The sequence below is a fragment of the Roseateles sp. genome, assembly GCF_036404855.1.
GTDB lineage: Bacteria > Pseudomonadota > Gammaproteobacteria > Burkholderiales > Burkholderiaceae_C > Pelomonas.
This window is the reverse complement of sequence record NZ_DASWYS010000105.1, coordinates 1-19,846: the sequence shown is the minus strand read 5'-3', so window position 1 is coordinate 19,846 and position 19,846 is coordinate 1. Positions and strand designations below refer to the sequence as shown.

The 19,846-nt window shown below is 67.8% G+C and carries 15 protein-coding genes; 8 read left to right on the top strand and 7 right to left on the bottom strand.

Annotated features, from left to right (window positions below; genetic code table 11):
- Positions 1-11 precede the first annotated feature (11 nt).
- The 6 genes from VGF12_RS06770 to VGF12_RS06745 all read right to left on the bottom strand — a co-directional run bounded on the left by VGF12_RS06770 (position 12) and on the right by VGF12_RS06745 (position 9,175).
- On the bottom strand, positions 12-704 hold the full coding sequence (locus VGF12_RS06770; protein WP_331175277.1) for a PepSY domain-containing protein: 693 nt from the start codon (positions 702-704) through the stop codon (positions 12-14).
- A 68-nt stretch (positions 705-772) separates the two neighbouring features.
- Positions 773-3,481 (bottom strand): TonB-dependent receptor, encoded by a 2,709-nt coding sequence (locus tag VGF12_RS06765; protein WP_331175276.1) that lies wholly within the window; start codon positions 3,479-3,481, stop codon positions 773-775.
- A gap of 243 nt (positions 3,482-3,724) precedes the next feature.
- Positions 3,725-4,144: a hypothetical protein gene (locus VGF12_RS06760; RefSeq protein WP_331175275.1), complete on the bottom strand. Its 420-nt coding sequence runs from the start codon at positions 4,142-4,144 to the stop codon at positions 3,725-3,727.
- A gap of 108 nt (positions 4,145-4,252) precedes the next feature.
- Positions 4,253-7,531, bottom strand: a complete 3,279-nt coding sequence (locus tag VGF12_RS06755; RefSeq protein ID WP_331175274.1) for a two-component regulator propeller domain-containing protein — start codon at positions 7,529-7,531, stop codon at positions 4,253-4,255.
- A gap of 89 nt (positions 7,532-7,620) precedes the next feature.
- Entirely contained in the window at positions 7,621-8,397 is a 777-nt protein-coding gene (gene cysE / locus VGF12_RS06750; RefSeq protein ID WP_331175273.1) for a serine O-acetyltransferase, read from the bottom strand.
- A gap of 40 nt (positions 8,398-8,437) precedes the next feature.
- On the bottom strand, positions 8,438-9,175 hold the full coding sequence (locus VGF12_RS06745) for an RNA methyltransferase (RefSeq protein ID WP_331175272.1): 738 nt from the start codon (positions 9,173-9,175) through the stop codon (positions 8,438-8,440).
- 100 nt (positions 9,176-9,275) lie between these two features.
- Between VGF12_RS06745 and VGF12_RS06740 the strand changes: the two genes are divergently transcribed.
- A complete protein-coding gene (locus VGF12_RS06740) occupies positions 9,276-10,229 on the top strand; it encodes an inositol monophosphatase family protein (protein ID WP_331175271.1) in 954 nt (317 codons plus the stop codon).
- 215 nt (positions 10,230-10,444) lie between these two features.
- Entirely contained in the window at positions 10,445-10,759 is a 315-nt protein-coding gene (locus tag VGF12_RS06735; protein WP_331175270.1) for an energy transducer TonB, read from the top strand.
- Positions 10,760-10,875: 116 nt separating this feature from the next.
- Here VGF12_RS06735 and VGF12_RS06730 read toward each other — a convergent pair whose 3' ends face one another.
- On the bottom strand, positions 10,876-11,955 hold the full coding sequence (locus tag VGF12_RS06730) for a hypothetical protein (RefSeq protein WP_331175269.1): 1,080 nt from the start codon (positions 11,953-11,955) through the stop codon (positions 10,876-10,878).
- 100 nt (positions 11,956-12,055) lie between these two features.
- Here VGF12_RS06730 and mutS point away from each other — a divergent pair, with 100 nt between their 5' ends.
- From mutS to eno, 6 genes are all read left to right on the top strand, one after another.
- Complete coding sequence (gene mutS / locus VGF12_RS06725) at positions 12,056-14,629, top strand: DNA mismatch repair protein MutS (protein WP_331175268.1); 2,574 nt, start codon at positions 12,056-12,058, stop codon at positions 14,627-14,629.
- Positions 14,630-14,758: 129 nt separating this feature from the next.
- Positions 14,759-15,571: an alpha/beta hydrolase gene (locus tag VGF12_RS06720; protein WP_331175267.1), complete on the top strand. Its 813-nt coding sequence runs from the start codon at positions 14,759-14,761 to the stop codon at positions 15,569-15,571.
- Between the two features lie 58 nt (positions 15,572-15,629).
- Complete coding sequence (locus VGF12_RS06715) at positions 15,630-17,276, top strand: CTP synthase (RefSeq protein WP_331175266.1); 1,647 nt, start codon at positions 15,630-15,632, stop codon at positions 17,274-17,276.
- Between the two features lie 2 nt (positions 17,277-17,278).
- Positions 17,279-18,136 (top strand): 3-deoxy-8-phosphooctulonate synthase, encoded by an 858-nt coding sequence (kdsA, locus tag VGF12_RS06710; RefSeq protein ID WP_331175265.1) that lies wholly within the window; start codon positions 17,279-17,281, stop codon positions 18,134-18,136.
- A 6-nt stretch (positions 18,137-18,142) separates the two neighbouring features.
- Positions 18,143-18,433: a DUF1330 domain-containing protein gene (locus tag VGF12_RS06705; RefSeq protein WP_331175264.1), complete on the top strand. Its 291-nt coding sequence runs from the start codon at positions 18,143-18,145 to the stop codon at positions 18,431-18,433.
- A gap of 81 nt (positions 18,434-18,514) precedes the next feature.
- Entirely contained in the window at positions 18,515-19,801 is a 1,287-nt protein-coding gene (eno, locus tag VGF12_RS06700) for a phosphopyruvate hydratase (protein ID WP_331175263.1), read from the top strand.
- Positions 19,802-19,846: the final 45 nt, after the last annotated feature.

Sequence of the window (19,846 nt, the reverse complement as noted above, 5' to 3'; positions counted from 1 at the left end):
CATCCAGGGGCTCATGCCTGTGCCCTCCGCCGAAAGCTGTAGAACACCAGCCATGCACCGCTCAGGGCAAACACAAGGCCGACGCCAGCTGCGATCCGCAACAGGCTGTTGTTGACATCGTCACGGGTGTCGTAGTCCATGATGTGGAACATCCACAGGAAATCGAACCAGCGCCACAGGTCGTGGCGACGGGCGAGCAGATCGCCGCTGTCCGGTGAAAAGTAAAGCGTCGAGTTGGCGCGGTCGTCGAAACGCACGGCCCACATCGGTACCGGGCGCTTGGCCACTTCTTGCGGTGCCTGAGTGATCCAGGTCACTTCACGGATCTCAGCTTCACCCTGGTAGATGTCTTTGGCACGGGCCACGATCTGCTCGCGCGGCAGCGGGCTCAACAGGTCGCCCGACCGGGCATCCACCAAGCTGGTCTTGCCGCCGGCGCGGAGTTCATAGACCTCCTTGCCCAGGAAGTTCTTCAGCTTGAGTGACTCGAAGCCCGGGCGCAGCTTGGCCAGCTGATTGATATCGAGTCGCTCTGCACTGCGCTCGAGTGGCTCATCGAAGACATGGGCGAGATGGTCTCCGTGGATTACGTCCAGCGAGATCACCGTCATGTAGACGCCACTGAGCATCCAGAGCAAGGCTTGGACGCCAATGACGAGGCCGATCCATTTGTGGGCTCGGCGCACCCAGAAGGGTAGGTTCATAGGAGATGTCTCACTGCATTTGATACGTCACGGGGCACCGCGGGGCAAACCGCGGCGCCCCGCTGGACTTACCAGCGATAGCCGGCGCGAACGTGCCAGCGACGGCCCTGCAGGTCGTAGGTCATCGTGTCGGTGTTCGCATCCGTGTAGGACTTGATGAACGGCGCCTTCTTGTCGAACAGGTTGTCGATGCCGACGGCGAAGTCCAGCTGCTTGCTGTAGGCGTACTTCAGCTGGGCCGAGTGGTAGGTCACGGCAGGCGCCCTGGCGCCGATGTCGGTCGCCGCGGCGTTGATGTCGTCGGCCGCGCCGATGTACTGGACCGTGTACGCCCCCGACCAGGGTCCCTTGGCCATCGTCAGCGAGCCGAGCGAGCGCCACTGGGTGTAGCTGCCGCGGCCACCGGTGATCTTGCCCGTGTACTCGATGGCAGCCGCGCCCGGGAACGGACGGACCTGGTAGTTCCTCAGGTGCGACAGCTCGGCGTTGAGCGTGGTCGTGATGCCTGCCAGGTTGAACTCGTACAAGGCCCCGACGTCGATGCCCGAGATCTTCTCGTCCGCCGCGTTGACCGGCTGCGACGACAAGAAATCGATCTCGCCGGTGGCCTTGTTGCGGGTGAAGCTGGCCGGGCTGCAGAAGATGTGGGCCAAGCCCGGCGTGTTGTAGCAGGTGGCAAGCTTGGTCGAGCCGGCCACGCTCTGAATCGCGTTGGTGATCTTGATGCTGTAGTAGTCCAGCGTCAGGGTCAGCGTCTTCAGCGGCGACCAGACCGCGCCGGCAGTGATGGTCTTGGCGTCCTCCGGCTCCAGCCTGGGGTTGCCTCCCACCGTGGTCAGGATGGTGTTGCCCAGCTGCTTGAAGCCGGCCGGCACGCCGGCGGCCTTGCAGTTCTGCGACACGACCGATGTCGTGGGCAGCGCGCTCCAGTTGCTGCAGGGGTCGGTGGTCGTGAGGTTGCCTTCGGAGACGCCGCCGTACAGCTCCGGGATGTTGGGCACGCGGAAGGCCGATGAGACGTTGCCGCGCAGCTTGAGGCTGGGCACAACTTGCCAGTCCAGGCCAGCCTTGTAGGTGCTCTTGGAACCGAACAGGCTGTAGTCGGAATAGCGCGCGGCCGTGTTGAATTGCAGCGAGTCGACGAAGGGCAGCCGCCTGAGCAGCGGCACCGCCAGCTCGGCGTAGACCTCGCGGGCGTCATACGAGCCCGCGATCGGGTCCTGCCGGTTGGTGTTGGCGATGCCCAGCACCGTCAGGTTGTCCGGGTTGCGCCAGCCGCTTTCCCTGCGGGCCTCCGCGCCTGCGGCGAATCCGACCGGGCCGGCTGGCAGCGAGAAGAGCTCGCCGCTGACGTTGGCGCTGATGCCCTTCTGGTCATTGCCCCCGGTATCCCGGGTCGTCGCCATGATGTAGCGCAGCACTTCAGGCGTCAGGTTCCCGTAGCCGAGATAGTTGCCACAGGGGATGGCGGCGCCAGGCGTGGTGCTGCACTTGCTGCGGTCCAACGTCAGGTCTACCCGATCCAGGTTGGCGACATTGGTCGTGCCGTCCGAGCCGGTGTTGCGCCCCCAGTTCACGGCGGCAGACCATTCCCAATCATTGCCGATGCTGCCCTTGACCCCGGCGACGACGCGGAAGATGTTGGACTCCTGCGAGAAGGTGCGGGTGCCGCCCTCCTCCAGTCGCCGGCGCTCAAGCACCAGGCTCTGGCCCGTCGGATTCGTGGGATGGTTGGCGGCGATGTTGATCGTCCGATAGACCCCCAGCGAGCCGGCCGTGGCCAGTTGATTCGACTCGCGGTGCGAGAACAGCATCTCGGTGAAGAGCCGGGCGTTCTCACTCAGGTTCAGCGTGCCGAAGGCGCTCATGCCCAGGCGCTTGATCGGGTTGACCGCGTTCAGCGCCGGGTTGCTGTTGTAGTTGTGCTTGCTTGCCGAGTAAGTCTCGTAGGCGCTGGGGTTGCCGCCCGGCGTCTGGTTGAAATTGATCCGCTGACCGTCGGCCAGGCGCGCGCGGCCGCCGATGGTGGCCGAGCTGCCCGCGCATTCCAGCTTGCCGCTGACCTCGCCGAGACCGCAGGGCGCACGCGTGGCCATGTTGATGGCACCGCTCTCGGAATAGTTGATGCCAGCGACCAACGAGCCATTCGAGGACTGAAGGCCCCAGGCCAGGTCGACGGCAGTCTCGCTGCCGTCGCCGCGCGATGTCTCGCCATAGCGCACCGAGGCCTCGCCCCCTTTGAGACCCGTCTTGGTGATGATGTTGACCACGCCAGCCACGGCATCCGCGCCGTAGATGGCGGAGGCGCCGTCCTTGAGCACCTCGACCCGTTCGATCATGGCGACCGGGATCATGTTCAGGTCGACCGCGCTGTTGGCACCCGTTCCGCCGTTGACGACGCGTCGGCCGTTGAGCAGGACCAGCGTCCGGTTGATACCCAGGCCGCGCAGATTGACCTGGGTGGTGCCATAGCCATTGCCGGTCCAGTAGGCATTCGTCTGGTTGCCGGCACCGCCAGCCGAGGCCGGCAACCTCTGGAGCAGCGTCTCGGCGGAAATCGCGCCGGTGCGCTGGATGGTCTCGGCATCGATCACGGTGACCGGGCCGACGCCCGAGATCTGGGCCTGTTTGAGGTTGATGCGGCTGCCAGTGATCTGGACCTTCTCGAGAGATGAGGTCTGCCCCGCGCCGGCTTCCGGGGCCTGTTGCGCATCGGCGCTGTTGATGAAGAGGAGAACGGCCGCGGCGACCGCAGTTTGCGAAAGTTTCGTAGACATCATGTACATCCAGTTGGGTGCCGCGCGCTGCCATCCTCGGGATGGCTCAGCACGAACTCAGAGCACCTTCGAACCCATTGTTCGATGGCGAGCACATGACGATGGACGGGGCGGGACAGCCTTCGCAGAAGGCTGGAAGGTCAGCAGACCCGGCCCGTCGATCGAGGCATGCAACTCAGCCGTTCCTGGCCGGCACGGCCGGCAAGCACGTTCGTGCCTGCCGCCTGCTGGCGGTCTGCTGAGTCAGCTGCTTCTAGGGGGGCGCTCCTGGCCGGAGAGCAGGAACTCCGCGCGCGGCCCACCGCTGTCCAGCAATGGCGCCATGGCGAGTGGGCGCACCTGTGCGCCGAAGTTCGCTGCAACCATCGAGGCGCAGGTGCCGCAACCCGCGCACTGGCTGCACGGTGTTGCGTCACAGCAGTGGTCGGCTTGCTGATCTGTGCTGTCGGACGGCTTGGAGGACTTGGCCTTTGCCAGTGCAACCCGAGCGTGTGATCCCGATGCCGTCGCATGTTTGGTGCCGCTCTCCGCCTGGAGGGACATCCCTCGGGCGTGTGCCTTGGCGACCGACACCGTCGGGCAGATCATCGATGTGGCAATGGAGGCTGTCGCCGGCACCAGCACGGCGAGGAGAACCAGCAACCAAAAACCAATGAGTTTCATGCACGGGGTGAAAAATGATGTTGCATTGCATCAAGCCTCGTCGGGCATGTCTAGTTAGGGGTGTTCCCAGGATGGCCACGGCCTCACGTGCCGGCGGGCAGACCTGCGTCAACCCACAACGGCATCGGGTGTCGAAGACGAGCGTATCGCGACGACCACGTCCTCCAGCTCGCGGCTGCTGCTGATGCCGAACTCCCCCACGATGCGCTGCCCCAGGGCCCCTCGCCCGACGGCCGTATGCACACCCACCCAGGCGTTGCGGCCGGAATGTTTGGCGGCGTACAGGCCCAAGTCGGCCAGATTGACAACCTGCTGCCAGCTGCGCGCCTGCGGCCGCTCCAGCTCGAAGGGCATGCAGGCGAAGCCGACCGAGCAGCTGACGGGGAGCTCGCTGCCGTCGTCCAGTCTGAAGGGCGTGGCGGCAACCACGGCCCGCATGCGCTCGGCGAGCTCCTCGGCCCGCGCGCGATCGGTGTCGCGCGCAACGGCCAGGAACTCCTCGCCGCCCCAGCGCACCAGGTAGTCGGACTCACGCAGCACCGAGCGCAACCTCGCGCCGAACTGCACCAACACCGCATCGCCGGCCGCGTGGCCGTGGCGGTCGTTGATGCGCTTGAAGGCGTCAATGTCGAGCAGCAGGAAGACGTTGTCGGTATCCAGCGGCTGTCCGCCCGCGGCCAGCGTCTCCTGCGAACGGCGCAGGCTGGCCGCGAGGTCCTGGTCGATGTGGTCGGTCAGGAAGCGACGGTTGTGCAGGCTTGTCAGCGGATCGGTCACGCTGCTCAGCTCCAGTTGCGCCGACTTCTCCTCCAGCGCCTGGTGCAGCGCCCGCAGCTCGGCGGTGCGCTCCCGCACCTTGTGCTCCAGCTCCAGCTGCCGGTGGCGCAGCAGCCGCGTCCGCGCCGCCACGGCCGCCATCAGCAGCAGCGCGAGCACCAGAGCCAGCACCGCCCGGAACCACCAGGTCTGGTGCCAGGCCGCGCCCACCCTGACCGGCAGAACCAGCTCGCGCTCGCCCCATTGGCCATCGCGATTGGAGGCCCGCAGGCGCAACTTGTAGGAGCCGGGCGGCAGGTTGGTGTAGGCCGCCAGGCGCCGCGAAGCATCGGCCGCCATCCAGCCCGCATCGAAACCCTCGAGGCGGTAGGCATAGCGGTTGCGCTCTGGCGCCGAGAAGTCGCTGGATGAGAACTCCACCGCCAGACTGTTGCCGTCGGCCGGCACCGACAGCATCCCGGAGCCGCCCGGTGCCAGCGGCGCAGATCGGCCGCCAATCTGGACGTCCGCCACCAGCACCTGGGGTCGGTAGTCCCAGGCCCGCAGCTTCTCCGGCAACACCACCGTCATGCCACCGGCGCCACCGAACAGCAGCTCGCCGCGCTCGGTCCGCGCCGCGGCGCCAGTCCAGTAGGTCGGAAAGACGACGCCCTCGGCACGGCGCAGTGCATGCACCGCCATCGTCTCGGCGTCGATGCGCGCGAGGCCGTCGTCGGTGCTGGCCCAGACGCGGCCCTGAAAGTCCTGCAGCAGCGCGTTGACCGTGCTGTCGGGCAGGCCCTGGGCCATGCCCAGGCGCCGCATCGCATCGCCACGGCCTGGCGCCGGCAGCACGTCGATGCCTCCGCCATAGCTGCCCACCCACAGCCGCCCCCCGGCATCCAGCATCAGCGCGGTCACGAAACCAGCTGACAGTCCGAGCGGCTGCGTGGGCCCGGCCGGATAGCGCGCGACGCTGTGGCTGACGGGGTCGACGCGATTCAGCCCGTTGCGCGTGCCGACCCAGAGTTCGCCCCCCGCACCGCGGGCCAGCACCATGATGCGCTGGTCCGTCAGGCCTGGCGCCGCCGGGACCACTGCCGCGCCGCGGCCGCTGACCAGGTCCAGCCGCCACAAGCCGTCGAATTGACCACCGATCCACAAGGTGTCACCGTCGGCCAGCAAGGCCCAGGTCGACGCGGCAGGGTCTCGGCCCGCCAGGGCAACGCGCTTCACGCGTCGTCCGTCCGGGTCGGCCCGATAGAGGCCGCGCTTGGTGGCGATGAACACGCTGCCATCGCCCACCCGCGCCATCCCCAGCACGATGTCAGAGGGCAGCGCGCTGTCCGGCCGACGGGCATCGGGGAGCAGGGCCGACACGCGGGCACCGCTGGTGTCGAGGATGTCGATGCCGCTCTTGTGCGTGGCCAGCCACAACCGGCCATCGGGCATCGGCAGGATCCAGCTGATCTCGGTGCTGATGAAACGCGGATCCAGCGCGTCGCCGATGTCGGCGCTGGCCCCCAGCCGGGTGAGCACGCCGCCCTGGCGCGGGTCGTAACGGCTCAGGCCACGGTCGGAGGCCACCCAGACCAGGCCGGCGCGGTCACGATAGAGGGTGCGCAACGCGTTGTCAGCCAGGCTGACCGGCCAGGCCGGGACATGGCGGACGCGGCGGGTCTCGCGGCTCTCGATGTCCACGGCCACGGCGCCCTGGCCGAGCGTCGCCACCCACATCTCGCCCGGCTGCACTTCCAGCAGGCGGGTGATCTGGTTGTTGGCGAAGAGATCTCCCTTCCCGCCCGTGCCGGATTCGCGCACCTCGACGGCCGGCGCGTCACCGTCACGGCCGAGCAGGAAGACTCCCTCGTGCAGGCTGCCGACCCAGATCTGACCCGATCCATCCTGGGCCAGCGCCTGCGGCTGCACGGTGCGGCCGGATGCCAGCGGCACGGCCTGCAGGGGCGCTCCCGCCGCCGGGCGACGGAACAGACCCGCCGCACTGCCGATCCAGAGCTGGCCGCGGCGGTCGAGCAGCACGGTCCAGACGCGGGGGCCGGCCGCTTCGGCCCAGGCGCCTGCGGCGCTGGCGTGCTGCACGCGCCCGCTGACGGGGTCCAGATGGTCCAGCCCGCCGTCCGTGACGACCCACAGCCCACCGGCGCCGTCATCGGCGATCTGGCGCACGCTGACATGGCTCAGGCCCTGCGGCCCGCCGACCGGGATGGCGACGAAGCGGTCGGTTGCCGGGTCATGCCTGAGCAGGCCTGCCGCGCTGGTGCCGACCCAGAGCCGGCCGGCTGCGTCGCCATGCAGGGACTGCACGTAGTTGTCCGGCAGCGCGCCGGGCTGCTGGAGGCCACCCTTGTAGACCTTGAAGCGGTAGCCGTCCCACCGCGCCAGACCGCCCAACGTGCCCACCCACAGGAAACCCTGGCCATCCTCGGCCACTGCGGTGGCGATGGCATTGGGCAGGCCCTGCTCCTGGCTGAGGTGCTGGAAGGTGATGTCGGCCAGGCCGGACCAGCGCTTGCCTTGCGGCGCCGCACTGGCGGTGGCGACGACGACGACCACCGCCAGACCAAGCAGCCATCGCCAGCCGGAGGAAAGCCGCAGTCGTAACTCGCTCACAAGCACAACAGGTCGTCGCAGAGGGCAGGCCATCAGGGCCCGGACCCGCGATTCTCATCCAGCTCGCGGCTGCCCGCGAACGGGCAGTTTCACTTGACGAGTCGATTCATCTCCACCGCGTCAAAAGTCTCGTCGCGCTGGGCATCGTCCGGCACGCAGTCACCGATGGGTCGGCCCGCCTGCGTCGAAAGCTTGCAGACCGCGTTCCACAGCAGCGCGATCTGGTGCTCGTGGCCGGAGGCGCTGTCGATGAGCCCGCGCATGGCCAGCGCGACCGGGTCGTCGCCCTGGGTCACGCCATAAGCAGAGAAGCCCATCCGGGCTGCGGCTTCTTCACGGGCTTGATCGCTGGCGGCCTCGATGATGCGGGCCGGGTTGCCCACCGCCGTCGCGCCTGCCGGCACGGGCTTGGTCACGACGGCGCCCGAGCCGATGCGCGCGCCGGCACCGACCGTGAAGCCGCCCAGCACGCTGGCATTGGCGCCGACGATGACGCCGGGACCCAACGTCGGGTGGCGCTTGGCCCCCTTGACCAGCGAAGTGCCGCCCAGCGTGACACCCTGGTAGATGGTGCAGCCTTCGCCGATCTCGGCCATCTCGCCGATGACGATGCCCATGCCGTGGTCGATGAAGACCTTGCGGCCGATCTTGGCGCCGGGGTGGATCTCGATGCCGGTCAGCCAGCGGCTCCAGTGGGAGATCCAGCGGCCGAGCCACTTGAAGCCACGCTGCCAGAACCAGTGGGCCCTGCGGTGCAGCATCAGTGCATGCAGGCCCGGATAACAGGTCAGCACCTCCCACGCCGACCGGGCGGCCGGATCGCGTTCGAGAATGAGGGCGATGTCTTCGCGCAGGCGCTGGAACATGGTGCTGCCGGTGGGAAAAGGCAGCTCAGTGTAGGTGGGGCTACCTTGGGCCTGCTGAGACTGCGGTCTTCTGCATCTGCCGGGCGATGCCACGCAGGATGTGGACTTCCTCGTTCGTCAGGCCGGCCCGGTTGAAGAGTTGGTTGAGCCGCGGCATCAGCTTCTTGGGCGCGGCGGGGTCCAGGTAGCCAATGTCGGTCAGGGCGGCCTGCAGGTGTTCCAGCAGGCCTTGCACGGCACGGGCGTCGGCCAGCCCGGGGTCGGGCGTACGAGCCTGGACGTCGAATCCGCCAAGGGCCTGCCGCAGGTCATAGGCGAGCAGTTGCACGGCCTGGGCGAGGTTGAGCGAGCCGTAGTCGGGATGCGTCGGGATGCTGAGCACCGCGTGGCAGCGGTAGACGTCCTCGTTGCTCATGCCGTAGCGCTCGGAGCCGAACACCAAGGCCAGGCGCGGTGTGGCGTCGCGGGCAGCCAGCTCGGCGAACAGCGCACGCGGCTCGCGGGTGGGCGGGCCGAAGTCCCGCGGCGTCATCGCGGTGGCGCAGGCGAAGTCCACGCCGTCCAGGGCCTCGGCCAGCGTCGGCACGACCCGGGCACGCGCCAGGATGTCGGCCGCGCCGCTGGCCATGGCCACCGCCTCCTCGTGGCAAAGCACGTCGGCAAAGCGCGGCGCCACCAGCACCAGGTCGCGAAAACCCATCACCTTCATCGCCCGCGCTGTGGCACCGACGTTGCCGGCATGGCTGGTGTTGATGAGAACGAAGCGTGTGGATTCCACGGGTTTGTACGGAGCGAGCGGCTAGAATCGCGCAATTATCCGGGGCCCGCCCCGCCGCTCTTTCCTCCTGTCAGCCCCTTCTTCCCAGCGAGTGCACCGCATGCAGCAGACGTCTCTCCATCCCATGCTCAATGTCGCCATCAAGGCGGCGCGCGCGGCCGGCGCCATCATCAATCGCGCCTCGCTGGACCTCGAAGCTCTGCGCATCAACACCAAGAGCCCGAACGACTTCGTCACCGAGGTCGACCATGCCTGCGAAGGGGTGATCATCGAGACGCTGCTGGGCGCCTATCCCGACCACGGCATCCTGGCCGAAGAGTCCGGCCGCACCCACGGCGCCAAGCATTCCGAGTTTGTCTGGATCATCGATCCGCTGGACGGCACCACCAACTTCATCCACGGTCTGCCGGTGTACTGCGTGTCCATCGCGCTGGCCCACCGCGGCGTCGTGCAACAGGCCGTCGTCTACGACCCGACCCGCAACGACCTCTTCTACGCCACCAAGGGCCGCGGCGCCTTCCTGAACGACCGCCGCCTGCGCGTGTCCAAGCGCACCCGCATGAGCGACGCGCTGATCGGTACCGGCTTCCCCTTCCGCCGCGGCGACAACTTCAAGCGCTACGTGAAGATGTTCGAGGAGGTCATGCAGCACTGCGCCGGCCTGCGTCGCCCTGGCGCTGCGGCGCTGGACCTCTGCTACGTCGCCGCCGGCTACTACGACGCCTTCTTCGAGACCGGCCTGCAGCCGTGGGACGTCGCAGCCGGGTCGCTGATCGTGAGCGAGGCCGGCGGCCTGATCGGCAACTTCACCGGCGAGGCCGACTTCTTGCACCAGCGCGAAGTCGTCGCGGGCAACCCCAAGATCTACGCGCAGCTCGTGACGATGCTTTCGCCCTACACCCGCGTCATCAAGGATGAAGACGCCGCCGCGCCGGCAGCGGCACCGGCAACGGCAACGGCCGAGGCTGCCTCCGCGCCGGCGCCGGCCACACCTAAGAAGCGCAGCCCCGTGCGCATCAAGAAGGACGAGATCGGCGACGACACCGCAGCCTGAAGCCGGCCGAACCGGCCCGCTCGCCCCCTTTTTCCTTGCGCGCGCCGTGACGGAGTTGACAGGGGTGACATCTACGGGCAAACCCGAGCATTGCGGCGTGACTTATGCACGGCGACCCCCCTTACCCATGGGGGTTCGACTGGCCAGAATACGTTTTGCAACACGGCCAAAAGCCGTTTATTCCATCGATCCAAATCGCCGAAAGAAGCCCTGAGATGTTTGCCCGTACCGCTGTCGCCCTCGCCCTCGCCGCCGTCGCCTCCCTGGCCCATGCCGACGCCAAGGTCCTGAAGAAGGTTGCCCCCGAATACCCCGGCGAAGCCATCAAGAAGAACATCAGCGCGGGCAGCGTGCGCGCCAAGATGACCATCGCCGGCGACGGCAAGGTCTCGGGCGTCGACATCGTCGAAGCCGAACCCAAGCGCATCTTCGACCGCGCCGCCATCGACGCCCTGAGCCAGTGGAAGTTCGAAGGCACGGGCGCCTCGCAGACGCACGAAGTCAAGCTGGTCTTCAAGTCGGAAGACTGAGTCGCGGCCGAGGGCAGCGCCGCTGTCCAAGACACGACGAACGCCCGCTGGCCTGCAAGCCGGCCGGCATGCGCAAGGATCGAGGCCCGCGAAAGCGGGCCTCTGTCATTGGTGGGCTAATCCGATGCCGTCGCCGCAGCCAGCCCCGACGCTTCCAGCGTGAAGCGAAAGCCCGCCCGGACGTCGACGGCGCGGCCCAGAGGGGCGTATAGCGTCACCAACGTGCTGGTGGACTCCCGCCAGCCCACCCCCGCCCGCCCCACCACAGCCAGCCACCAACGACCGTCGAGCCACACGGCCAGGCGGCGCAGGTCCACATTGGCATAGCTGGACAAGAAGGCGTTGGACTCGCGGCTCTCGCCACCCATCACGGGCAGTTGCAGCGCCGGATCTCCCGCAGCGCCGGGACCGGCATCGGGCAACCGAAGCGACGCGCGCAAGAAGCGGTCGGGTTCGCGTCCAGCGGCAAAGGCCAGGGGTTCCAGGCCGGCACCACCGCGGCGGTCGTCGTCGTAGGCCCGGGCCAGGTCGTGCGCCAGCGCCTCGGCTGCATCGCACCAGCCGGTGTCGCCCAGGCAGCGCCGCTCGGTCTGGCGCAGCCGCTCCCGCAGCTTCAGCGCAAGCGAGCAGGCCGGGGTCCAGCCCCTGCCGTCCCAGGTCGAGACCCGGTAGTGCTGGTCCAGGCCCAGCATGGAATCCGCCCCACCCACTACCAGCGCCGGCTGCCCCTGCACGATGGCGAAAAACGCCGACTGCGTCACGCACAGGCCCATGGGCTGTTCAGCCCGAATCGGCGTCTCCAGCGCCCGCGTTGGCAGGCCGGGCCGGGCCTCCATCAGCACGTAGCTCTGGCAGTTGGCGGTGCCGGCCACCTGGTCCACGCGATGGACCGGTGTGCCTTGCAGACGTTCGATGGACAGCGTCTGCTCCGGGGCGGCCCCCAGGGCCTGGCGCCAGCGCGGGTTCTCCAGCACCTCTTCCTCGACCGTCGACAGCGACGCGCGCGGATGACGCGGCTCCTGGCGCCGCAGCCAGGGCGCCAGCGGCTCGGGGGCATTCCACGCCGAATCCGGCAGCTTGCGCGCCTGGGCCGCCACGTCGGCACAGACCGATGGCCCGGCCTGTGCCGTCATGCAGGCCAGCGCAACCATTGCGCAGGCCAGCCGCGCACCGCGCGGCACCAGGGAAGCTGTCATGTCCGTGTCCTCCGTGCGGGCGACCCCGTGCCGCCCGCTTAAACTGCCCCGCCGATTAAAGCCCTCCGCCGAGGGCTTTGCTATTCCTAAAAAGATCTCGATGAGCCAGCCCGCCGACTTCAGCGCGCACACGCCCATGATGGCCCAGTACCTGGGCCTCAAAACCGACTTCCCGGACACGTTGCTGTTGTACCGGATGGGCGACTTCTACGAGGTCTTCTACGACGACGCGCGCAAATGCAATGCGCTGCTGGACATCACGCTGACGCAGCGCGGCCAGAGCGCTGGCCAGCCCGTCATCATGGCCGGCGTGCCGGTGCACGCGCTGGAGAGCTATCTCGCCAAGCTCATCAAGCTGGGCGAGGCGGTGGCGATCGCCGAGCAGGTCGGCGAGGTCGGCGCGAGCAAGGGGCCGGTGGAGCGCAAGGTGGTGCGCGTCGTCACGCCGGGCACCATCACCGACACTGAGCTGCTGGCCGACAAGCAGGACGCGGTGCTGCTGAGCGTCAGCGGCCATGGCCGCCGGCATGGACTGGCCTGGCTGTCGCTGACGCAGGGCGAGATCGGCCTGGCCGAATGCAGCGACCTGGAGCTCCCGGGCTGGCTGGCGCGGCTGATGCCGGCCGAGATCCTGGTCAACCGCGAGCAGCAGCCGGCGGGTGTCATGCGGGCCCGCTTCCCGGTCACGAACCGGCCGGGCTGGCAGTTCGACGGCGCCCTGGGTCAGCGCAAGCTGTGCGAGCAGCTGAGCGTGGCCAACCTGCAGGGCTTCAACGCGCATGAGCTGCCCCTGGCCCATGCGGCCGCGAGTGCGCTGCTGGCGTTCGCCGAGCACACGCAGGGCCGGGCACTGGCCCATGTCCGCTCCTTGCGCGTGCAGCGCGCCAGCGAGCTGATGGACCTGCCGCCCGCCACGCAGCGCAACCTGGAGCTGACACAGACGCTGCGCGGCGAGTCGAGCCCCACCCTCTTCTCGCTGCTGGACACCTGCAAGAGCGGCATGGGCAGCCGCATGCTGCGCCAGTGGTTGCTGAGCCCCAAGCGCGAGCGTGCCGAGGCCCACTCACGCCATGACGCCATCGCGGCCCTGCATGCCGAAGGCTTCGAGCCGCTGCGCGAGGCACTGAAGTCGGTCAGCGACGTGGAGCGCATCTCCGCCCGCATCGCGCTTCGCCAGGTGCGCCCTCGCGAGTTGACCGGGTTGCGCGCGACGCTGCAGGCCCTGCCCGCGCTGCGCGCAGCCACGCCGGCCGCATTGCGCGACGCAGCCATGAATCCGCCGGCCGACATCCTCGAGCTGCTGGAACGGGCCATCGCCGCCGAGCCGGCCCTGCTGCCGCGCGACGGCGGCGTCATCGCCGACGGCTTCGATGCCGACCTGGACGAGCTGCGCGGCATTCAGCAGAACTGCGACGGCTTCTTGCTGGACCTGGAGACCCGCGAGCGCGCCCGCACCGGCATCGCCAACCTGCGCGTGCAGTTCAATCGCGTGCACGGCTTCTACATCGAGGTCACGCAGGGCCAGGTGGACAAGGTGCCGATGGACTACCAGCGCCGGCAGACGCTGAAGAATGCCGAGCGTTACATCACGCCCGAACTGAAGGCCTTCGAGGACAAGGCCCTTTCTGCCAATGAACGGGCGCTGGCCCGCGAGAAGCTGCTGTACGAACAGGTCATCGATGCCCTCATCAGCAGGCTTGAGCCGTTGACGGCGCTGGGCCGGGCACTGGCCGGGCTGGATGCGCTGGCGGCCCTGGCCGAGCGCGCCGTCACGCTGAACTGGTGCCGGCCCGAGTTCGTGGCGCAGCCGTGCCTGGAGATCGAGGCCGGCCGCCACCCGGTCGTACAGGCGCGCCTGGCTGAAACGGGTGGCACCGAGTTCATGCCCAACGACTGTCGGCTGGATGCACGCACCCGCATGCTGGTCATCACCGGCCCCAACATGGGCGGCAAGAGCACCTTCATGCGCCAGGTGGCACTGATCGCGCTGCTGGCGGCCATCGGCTCCTATGTTCCGGCGGCAAGCTGCCGCCTGGGACCGATGGATGCCATCCACACCCGCATCGGCGCGGCCGACGACCTCGCCAATGCGCAGTCCACCTTCATGCTGGAAATGACCGAGGGCGCGGCCATCCTGCACTCGGCGACCGACCAGTCACTGGTGCTGATGGACGAGATCGGGCGCGGCACCTCCACCTTCGACGGTCTGGCGCTGGCGAGCGCCATCGCCAGCCACCTGCACGACAAGACCCGTGCCTTCACGCTGTTCGCGACGCATTACTTCGAACTGACCGAGTTCCCCGCCAAACATCCGATGGCTCAGAACTGGCACGTCTCGGCCGTGGAGAGCGGCGAGGACATCGTCTTCCTGCACGAGCTGCAGGCCGGTCCGGCCAGCCGCAGCTACGGCGTCCAGGTCGCCCGGCTGGCCGGCATGCCCGCCAGCCTGGTGCGCCAGGCACGCGCGACGCTCGAAGCGCTGGAGGCCCGCTCCAACGCGGCCGACGACCAGTTCGACCTCTTCGCCGCCCCGCCCGCCCCGCCGCCGGCCCCCGAGCCCAGCGAGCTGGTGCAGGCGCTGGACAAGGTGGATCCAGACGCCCTGTCGCCTCGAGAGGCCCTGGAAGCGCTCTACAAGCTCAAGCACCTGGCCGCGGCAAGCCGCCAGCTCTAGCGCCATCCCCCTGTCCGGGCGATGCGCACCCGCGCATCGCCTGCACCCGGCAAGGGCATGCACGGGCAAGTGCGACGCGTAGTCGCCCCCAAGGTTGGGGGCGCATGCCCGGGCTGCGAAGATGCCGGCATGTCCGCCCAACCCCAACGCACCCTCGTCTTCTCCCACGCCAACAGCTACCCCGCAGGCTGCTACCGCGTGCTGTTCGAGCGCTGGCGCGCGGCCGGCTGGCGCGTCGAAGCGCTGGACCGCTTCGGCCACGACCCGCGCTTCCCCGTCACGGGCGACTGGCGCAAGTTGCGCGACCAGTTGCTGCATTTCATCGACACCGAGGTCAAACCCGAAGGCCAGGTGGCCCTGGTGGGCCACTCGCTGGGCGGCATGGTGAGCCTGCTGGCGACCTGCCGCCGGCCGGAACTGGTGTCCCAGCTCGTCATGCTGGACTCGCCCGTCGTCACCGGCTGGAAGGCCGCCGCCGTCGCAATGGCCAAGACGACCGGCCTGATCCACCGCTATGGCCCGTCCAAGATCGCCCGCGAGCGCCGCCATGCCTGGCCGGACCGCGAGGCCGTCCACAAGCATTTCTCGGGCAAGAAGATGTTCGCCCGCTGGGACCCGCGGGTGCTGGCCGACTACATCGCGGCCGGTTTCGAAGCCGAGGACGACGGCCAGGTGCGCCTGCGCTTTCGCCGCGAGGTCGAGGCCCACATCTACCGGACGCTGCCCCACCACCTGCCGCTGCTGCTGCGCCTGCGCCCGCCGCAGTGCCCGGTGGCCTTCGTCGGCGGCACGCGTTCGTCCGAGCTGCGCCAGGCCGGCGCCGCCGCGTCCATGAAACTGGCGGGCGACCTCTGGCGCTGGATGGAGGGCAGCCACCTCTTCCCCTTCGAGAAGCCTGACGAGACGGCGGACTTGGTGCTGGAGCTGCTGGGGCCGGTCTGACCGTCTCGTACAATCGCAATTTCCCACCACAGCATGCTGTTCTGGCGTGCTGCAAGACATGACCAAATACGTCTTCGTCACCGGCGGTGTGGTGTCCTCCTTGGGCAAGGGCATCGCGTCGGCCTCCCTGGCTGCCATCCTCGAATCGCGCGGCCTCAAAGTCACCCTCATCAAGCTGGACCCGTACATCAACGTCGACCCCGGCACGATGTCGCCGTTCCAGCACGGCGAGGTCTTCGTCACCGATGACGGCGCAGAGACCGACCTGGACCTGGGCCACTACGAGCGCTTCATCACGACACGGATGAAGAAGGCGAACAACTTCACCACCGGCCAGATCTACATGTCGGTGCTGGAGAAGGAGCGCCGCGGCGACTACCTCGGCAAGACGGTTCAGGTGATCCCGCACATCACCAACGAGATGCAGGAGTTCATCCGCCGCGGTGCCGGCCAAGGCACACCTGACGCGGTGGACGTGGCCATTGTCGAGATCGGCGGCACGGTGGGTGACATCGAGTCCCTGCCCTTCCTCGAGGCAGCGCGCCAGATGAGCCTGAAAGCGGGCCCGAACAACGTCGCCTTCGTGCACCTGACCTACGTGCCGTGGATCGCCGCCGCCGGCGAGCTCAAGACCAAGCCCACGCAGCACACGGTGCAGAAGCTGCGCGAGATCGGCATCCAGCCGGACGCGCTGCTGTGCCGCGCCGACCGCCGCATTCCCGACGACGAGCGCGAGAAGATCTCCCTCTTCACAAACGTGCCCGAGTACGGCGTGATCTCGATGTGGGATGTGAACACCATCTACAAGGTGCCGCGCGTCCTGCACGAGCAGGGACTGGACCAGCTGATCTGCACCAAGCTGCAGCTCAACACCAAGAGTGCCGACCTCAAGCGTTGGGACAACCTCGTGTTCGAGGTCGAGAACCCCAAGGAACAGGTCACCATCGCCATGTGCGGCAAGTACACCGATCTGTCGGACTCGTACAAGTCGCTCAACGAAGCGCTGCGCCACGCCGGCATCCACAACCATGCCGGCGTCAAGATCGAGTACGTCGACAGCGAGACGCTGACTCACGAGACGGTCGGCGAACTCGGCAAGTTCGACGCCATCCTGGTGCCCGGCGGCTTCGGCAAGCGCGGCGTGGAAGGCAAGATCCTGGCCGCACAGTACGCCCGTGAGCACAAGCTCCCCTACCTGGGCATCTGCCTGGGTATGCAGGTCGCGACCATCGAGTACGCCCGCCACATGGCCGGCCTGGAAAACGCCAACTCCACCGAGTTCGACCCCGCCACCCCCCACCCCGTCATCGCCCTGATCGACGAGTGGCAGGACGCCGACGGCAGCATCCAAAAGCGCGATGCCAACTCTGACCTTGGCGGCACCATGCGTCTGGGCGCGCAGAGTTCCGACGTCAAGCCGGGCACGCTGGCCGCCGACATCTATGGTCCCGTCGTCAACGAGCGCCACCGCCACCGCTACGAGGCCAACGAGCACTACCTTGACCGCCTGCAGAAGGCGGGCCTCGTCATCTCGGCCATCACCCAGCGCGAGAAGCTGACCGAGATGATCGAGCTGCCGCAGGACGTTCACCCGTGGTTCGTCGGTGTGCAGTTCCACCCCGAGTTCAAGTCCACCCCGTGGGGCGGTCACCCGCTGTTCACGGCCTTCATCAAGGCGGCCCTGAACCACAAGCACGAGGCCTGATCATGAAGCTCTGCGGATACGACGTCGGCATCGACAAACCCTTCTTCCTGATCGCCGGCACCTGCTCCATCGAGGGGCTGGAGTTGACGCTCGACGTCGCCGGCCGTCTGAAGGAAGCCTGCACGGCGCTCGGCATCCCGCTGATCTACAAGGGCTCCTTCGACAAGGCCAACCGCTCCTCCGGCACCAGCAAACGCGGCGTCGGGATGGAGGCGGGCCTGAAGATCCTCGACGAGGTGCGCCGCCAGACCGGTCTGCCGGTGCTGACCGACGTGCACGACGCCACCCAGATCGCCGAGGTCGCCAGCGTGGTCGACGTGCTGCAGACTCCGGCCTTCCTGTGCCGCCAGACGGACTTCATCCGTGCCGTCGCGCAGTCGGGCAAGCCCGTCAACATCAAGAAGGGTCAGTTCCTCGCGCCCTGGGACATGAAGAACGTCATCGACAAGGCTCGCGCCGCCGCCCGCGAGGTGGGCCTGTCGGAGGACCTCTTCCTCGCCTGCGAACGCGGTGTCAGCTTCGGCTACAACAACCTGGTCGCCGACATGACCAGCCTGGCCGAGATGCGCAACACCGGCGCGCCGGTGGTGTTCGACGTCACCCACTCCGTGCAAAAGCCCGGAGGCCTCGGTGGCTCCAGCGGCGGTGCCCGCGAGATGGTGCCCGTGCTGGCCCGGGCCGGCGTGGGTGTGGGCGTGGCGGGTCTGTTCATGGAGACGCACCCCAACCCGGCCGAAGCCTTCAGCGACGGCCCCAACGCCGTGCCGCTCAAGCACATGAAGACCCTGCTGGAGCAACTGGTGGCGCTGGATCGCGTCGTCAAGCAGCAACCCCTCCTGGAAAATGACTTTTCCTGCTGAGTCGCCATGCCCTGTGCATACATCCTCGCCAACGTCACGGTCAACAACCCCGAACAGTACGAGGACTACCGCCGCCTCTCGACGCTGGCCATGAAGACGCACGGCGCCGAGGTGCTGGTGCGCGGTGGCGAGGTGACGGTGCTGGAGGGAGACTGGGCGCCGGAGCGGGTCGTGCTGCTGAAGTTCCCGACGCCCGAAGCCGCCCGGGCCTTCCACGACTCACCCGAGTATGGTGCCGCGCGGCAGGCCCGCGAGAACATCGCCGTCATGCGCATGGTCTTGATTGAAGGGCTCTGAGCCCCCCGAATGATGTGACGCGGTAACGCCTACTTGGCAAACTTGCGCCCGCCCGAATTTTTCACTTTCTGGAGACATTGAATGAGCGCCATCGTTGACATCGTCGGCCGAGAGATCCTCGACAGCCGCGGCAACCCCACCGTCGAATGCGACGTGCTGCTGGAGTCCGGCGTCATGGGCCGCGCGGCCGTGCCCTCGGGTGCCTCCACCGGTTCGCGCGAAGCCATCGAGCTGCGCGACGGCGACAAGGCCCGCTACCTGGGCAAGGGCGTGCTTAAGGCGGTCGAGCACATCAACACCGAAATCTCCGAGGCCGTGCTGGGCCTGGACGCCTCCGAGCAGGCCTTTCTCGACAAGACCCTGATCGACCTGGACGGCACCGAGAACAAGAGTCGCCTGGGCGCCAACGCCATGCTGGCCGTCTCCATGGCCGTGGCCCGCGCCGCCGCCGAGGAGTCCGGCCTGCCGCTGTACCGCTATTTCGGCGGCATGAACGGCTGCCAGCTGCCCGTGCCGATGATGAACGTCATCAACGGCGGCGCCCACGCCAACAACAGCCTGGACCTGCAGGAGCTGATGATCATCCCCGTGGGCGCGCCTTCGTTCCGCGAGGCCCTGCGCTGGGGTGCCGAGGTCTTCCACGCACTGAAGAAGATCCTGCACGACAAGGGCATCTCCACCGCCGTCGGCGACGAGGGTGGCTTCGCCCCCAGCGTCGAGAGCCATGAGGCTGCCATCCAGCTGATCCTCCAGGCCATCGACAAGGCCGGCTACACCGCCGGCGAGCAGATCGCCATCGGCCTGGACTGCGCCGCCAGCGAGTTCTACAAGGACGGCAAGTACGTGCTTGAGGGTGAGGGCGGCATCCAGCTGACCGCGGCCGAGTGGACCGACATGCTGGCCACCTGGGTCGACAAGTACCCCATCATCTCCATCGAGGACGGCATGGCCGAAGGCGACTGGGACGGCTGGAAGCTGCTGACCGACCGCCTCGGCAAGAACGTGCAGATCGTCGGCGACGACCTCTTCGTCACCAACACCAAGATCCTGCAGCAGGGCATCGAGAAGGGCATCGCCAACTCCATCCTGATCAAGATCAACCAGATCGGCACACTGACCGAGACCTTCGCCGCCATCGAGATGGCCAAACGCGCGGGCTACACGGCCGTCATCTCGCACCGCTCGGGCGAGACCGAGGACAACACCATCGCCGACATCGCCGTCGGCTTGAACGCCGGCCAGATCAAGACCGGCTCGCTGTCGCGCTCGGACCGCATGGCCAAGTACAACCAGCTGCTGCGCATCGAGGAAGACCTGGGCGACATCGCCAGCTACCCGGGCCGTGCTGCGTTCTACAACCTGAAGTAAGTCGTCAACGTCGTTCTTTGTAAGGCCGCACCGTGCGCCTCATTC

Coding starts and splice junctions, on each gene's coding strand:
- VGF12_RS06735 (WP_331175270.1), top strand. CDS start 10,445: ATGTTTGCCCGTACCGCTGTCGCCCTCGCCCTCGCCGCCGTCGCCTCC.
- eno (WP_331175263.1), top strand. CDS start 18,515: ATGAGCGCCATCGTTGACATCGTCGGCCGAGAGATCCTCGACAGCCGC.
- VGF12_RS06705 (WP_331175264.1), top strand. CDS start 18,143: ATGCCCTGTGCATACATCCTCGCCAACGTCACGGTCAACAACCCCGAA.
- VGF12_RS06730 (WP_331175269.1), bottom strand. CDS start 11,955: ATGACAGCTTCCCTGGTGCCGCGCGGTGCGCGGCTGGCCTGCGCAATG.
- VGF12_RS06765 (WP_331175276.1), bottom strand. CDS start 3,481: ATGTCTACGAAACTTTCGCAAACTGCGGTCGCCGCGGCCGTTCTCCTC.
- cysE (WP_331175273.1), bottom strand. CDS start 8,397: ATGTTCCAGCGCCTGCGCGAAGACATCGCCCTCATTCTCGAACGCGAT.
- VGF12_RS06760 (WP_331175275.1), bottom strand. CDS start 4,144: ATGAAACTCATTGGTTTTTGGTTGCTGGTTCTCCTCGCCGTGCTGGTG.
- VGF12_RS06740 (WP_331175271.1), top strand. CDS start 9,276: ATGCAGCAGACGTCTCTCCATCCCATGCTCAATGTCGCCATCAAGGCG.
- kdsA (WP_331175265.1), top strand. CDS start 17,279: ATGAAGCTCTGCGGATACGACGTCGGCATCGACAAACCCTTCTTCCTG.
- VGF12_RS06720 (WP_331175267.1), top strand. CDS start 14,759: ATGTCCGCCCAACCCCAACGCACCCTCGTCTTCTCCCACGCCAACAGC.
- VGF12_RS06715 (WP_331175266.1), top strand. CDS start 15,630: ATGACCAAATACGTCTTCGTCACCGGCGGTGTGGTGTCCTCCTTGGGC.
- mutS (WP_331175268.1), top strand. CDS start 12,056: ATGAGCCAGCCCGCCGACTTCAGCGCGCACACGCCCATGATGGCCCAG.
- VGF12_RS06770 (WP_331175277.1), bottom strand. CDS start 704: ATGAACCTACCCTTCTGGGTGCGCCGAGCCCACAAATGGATCGGCCTC.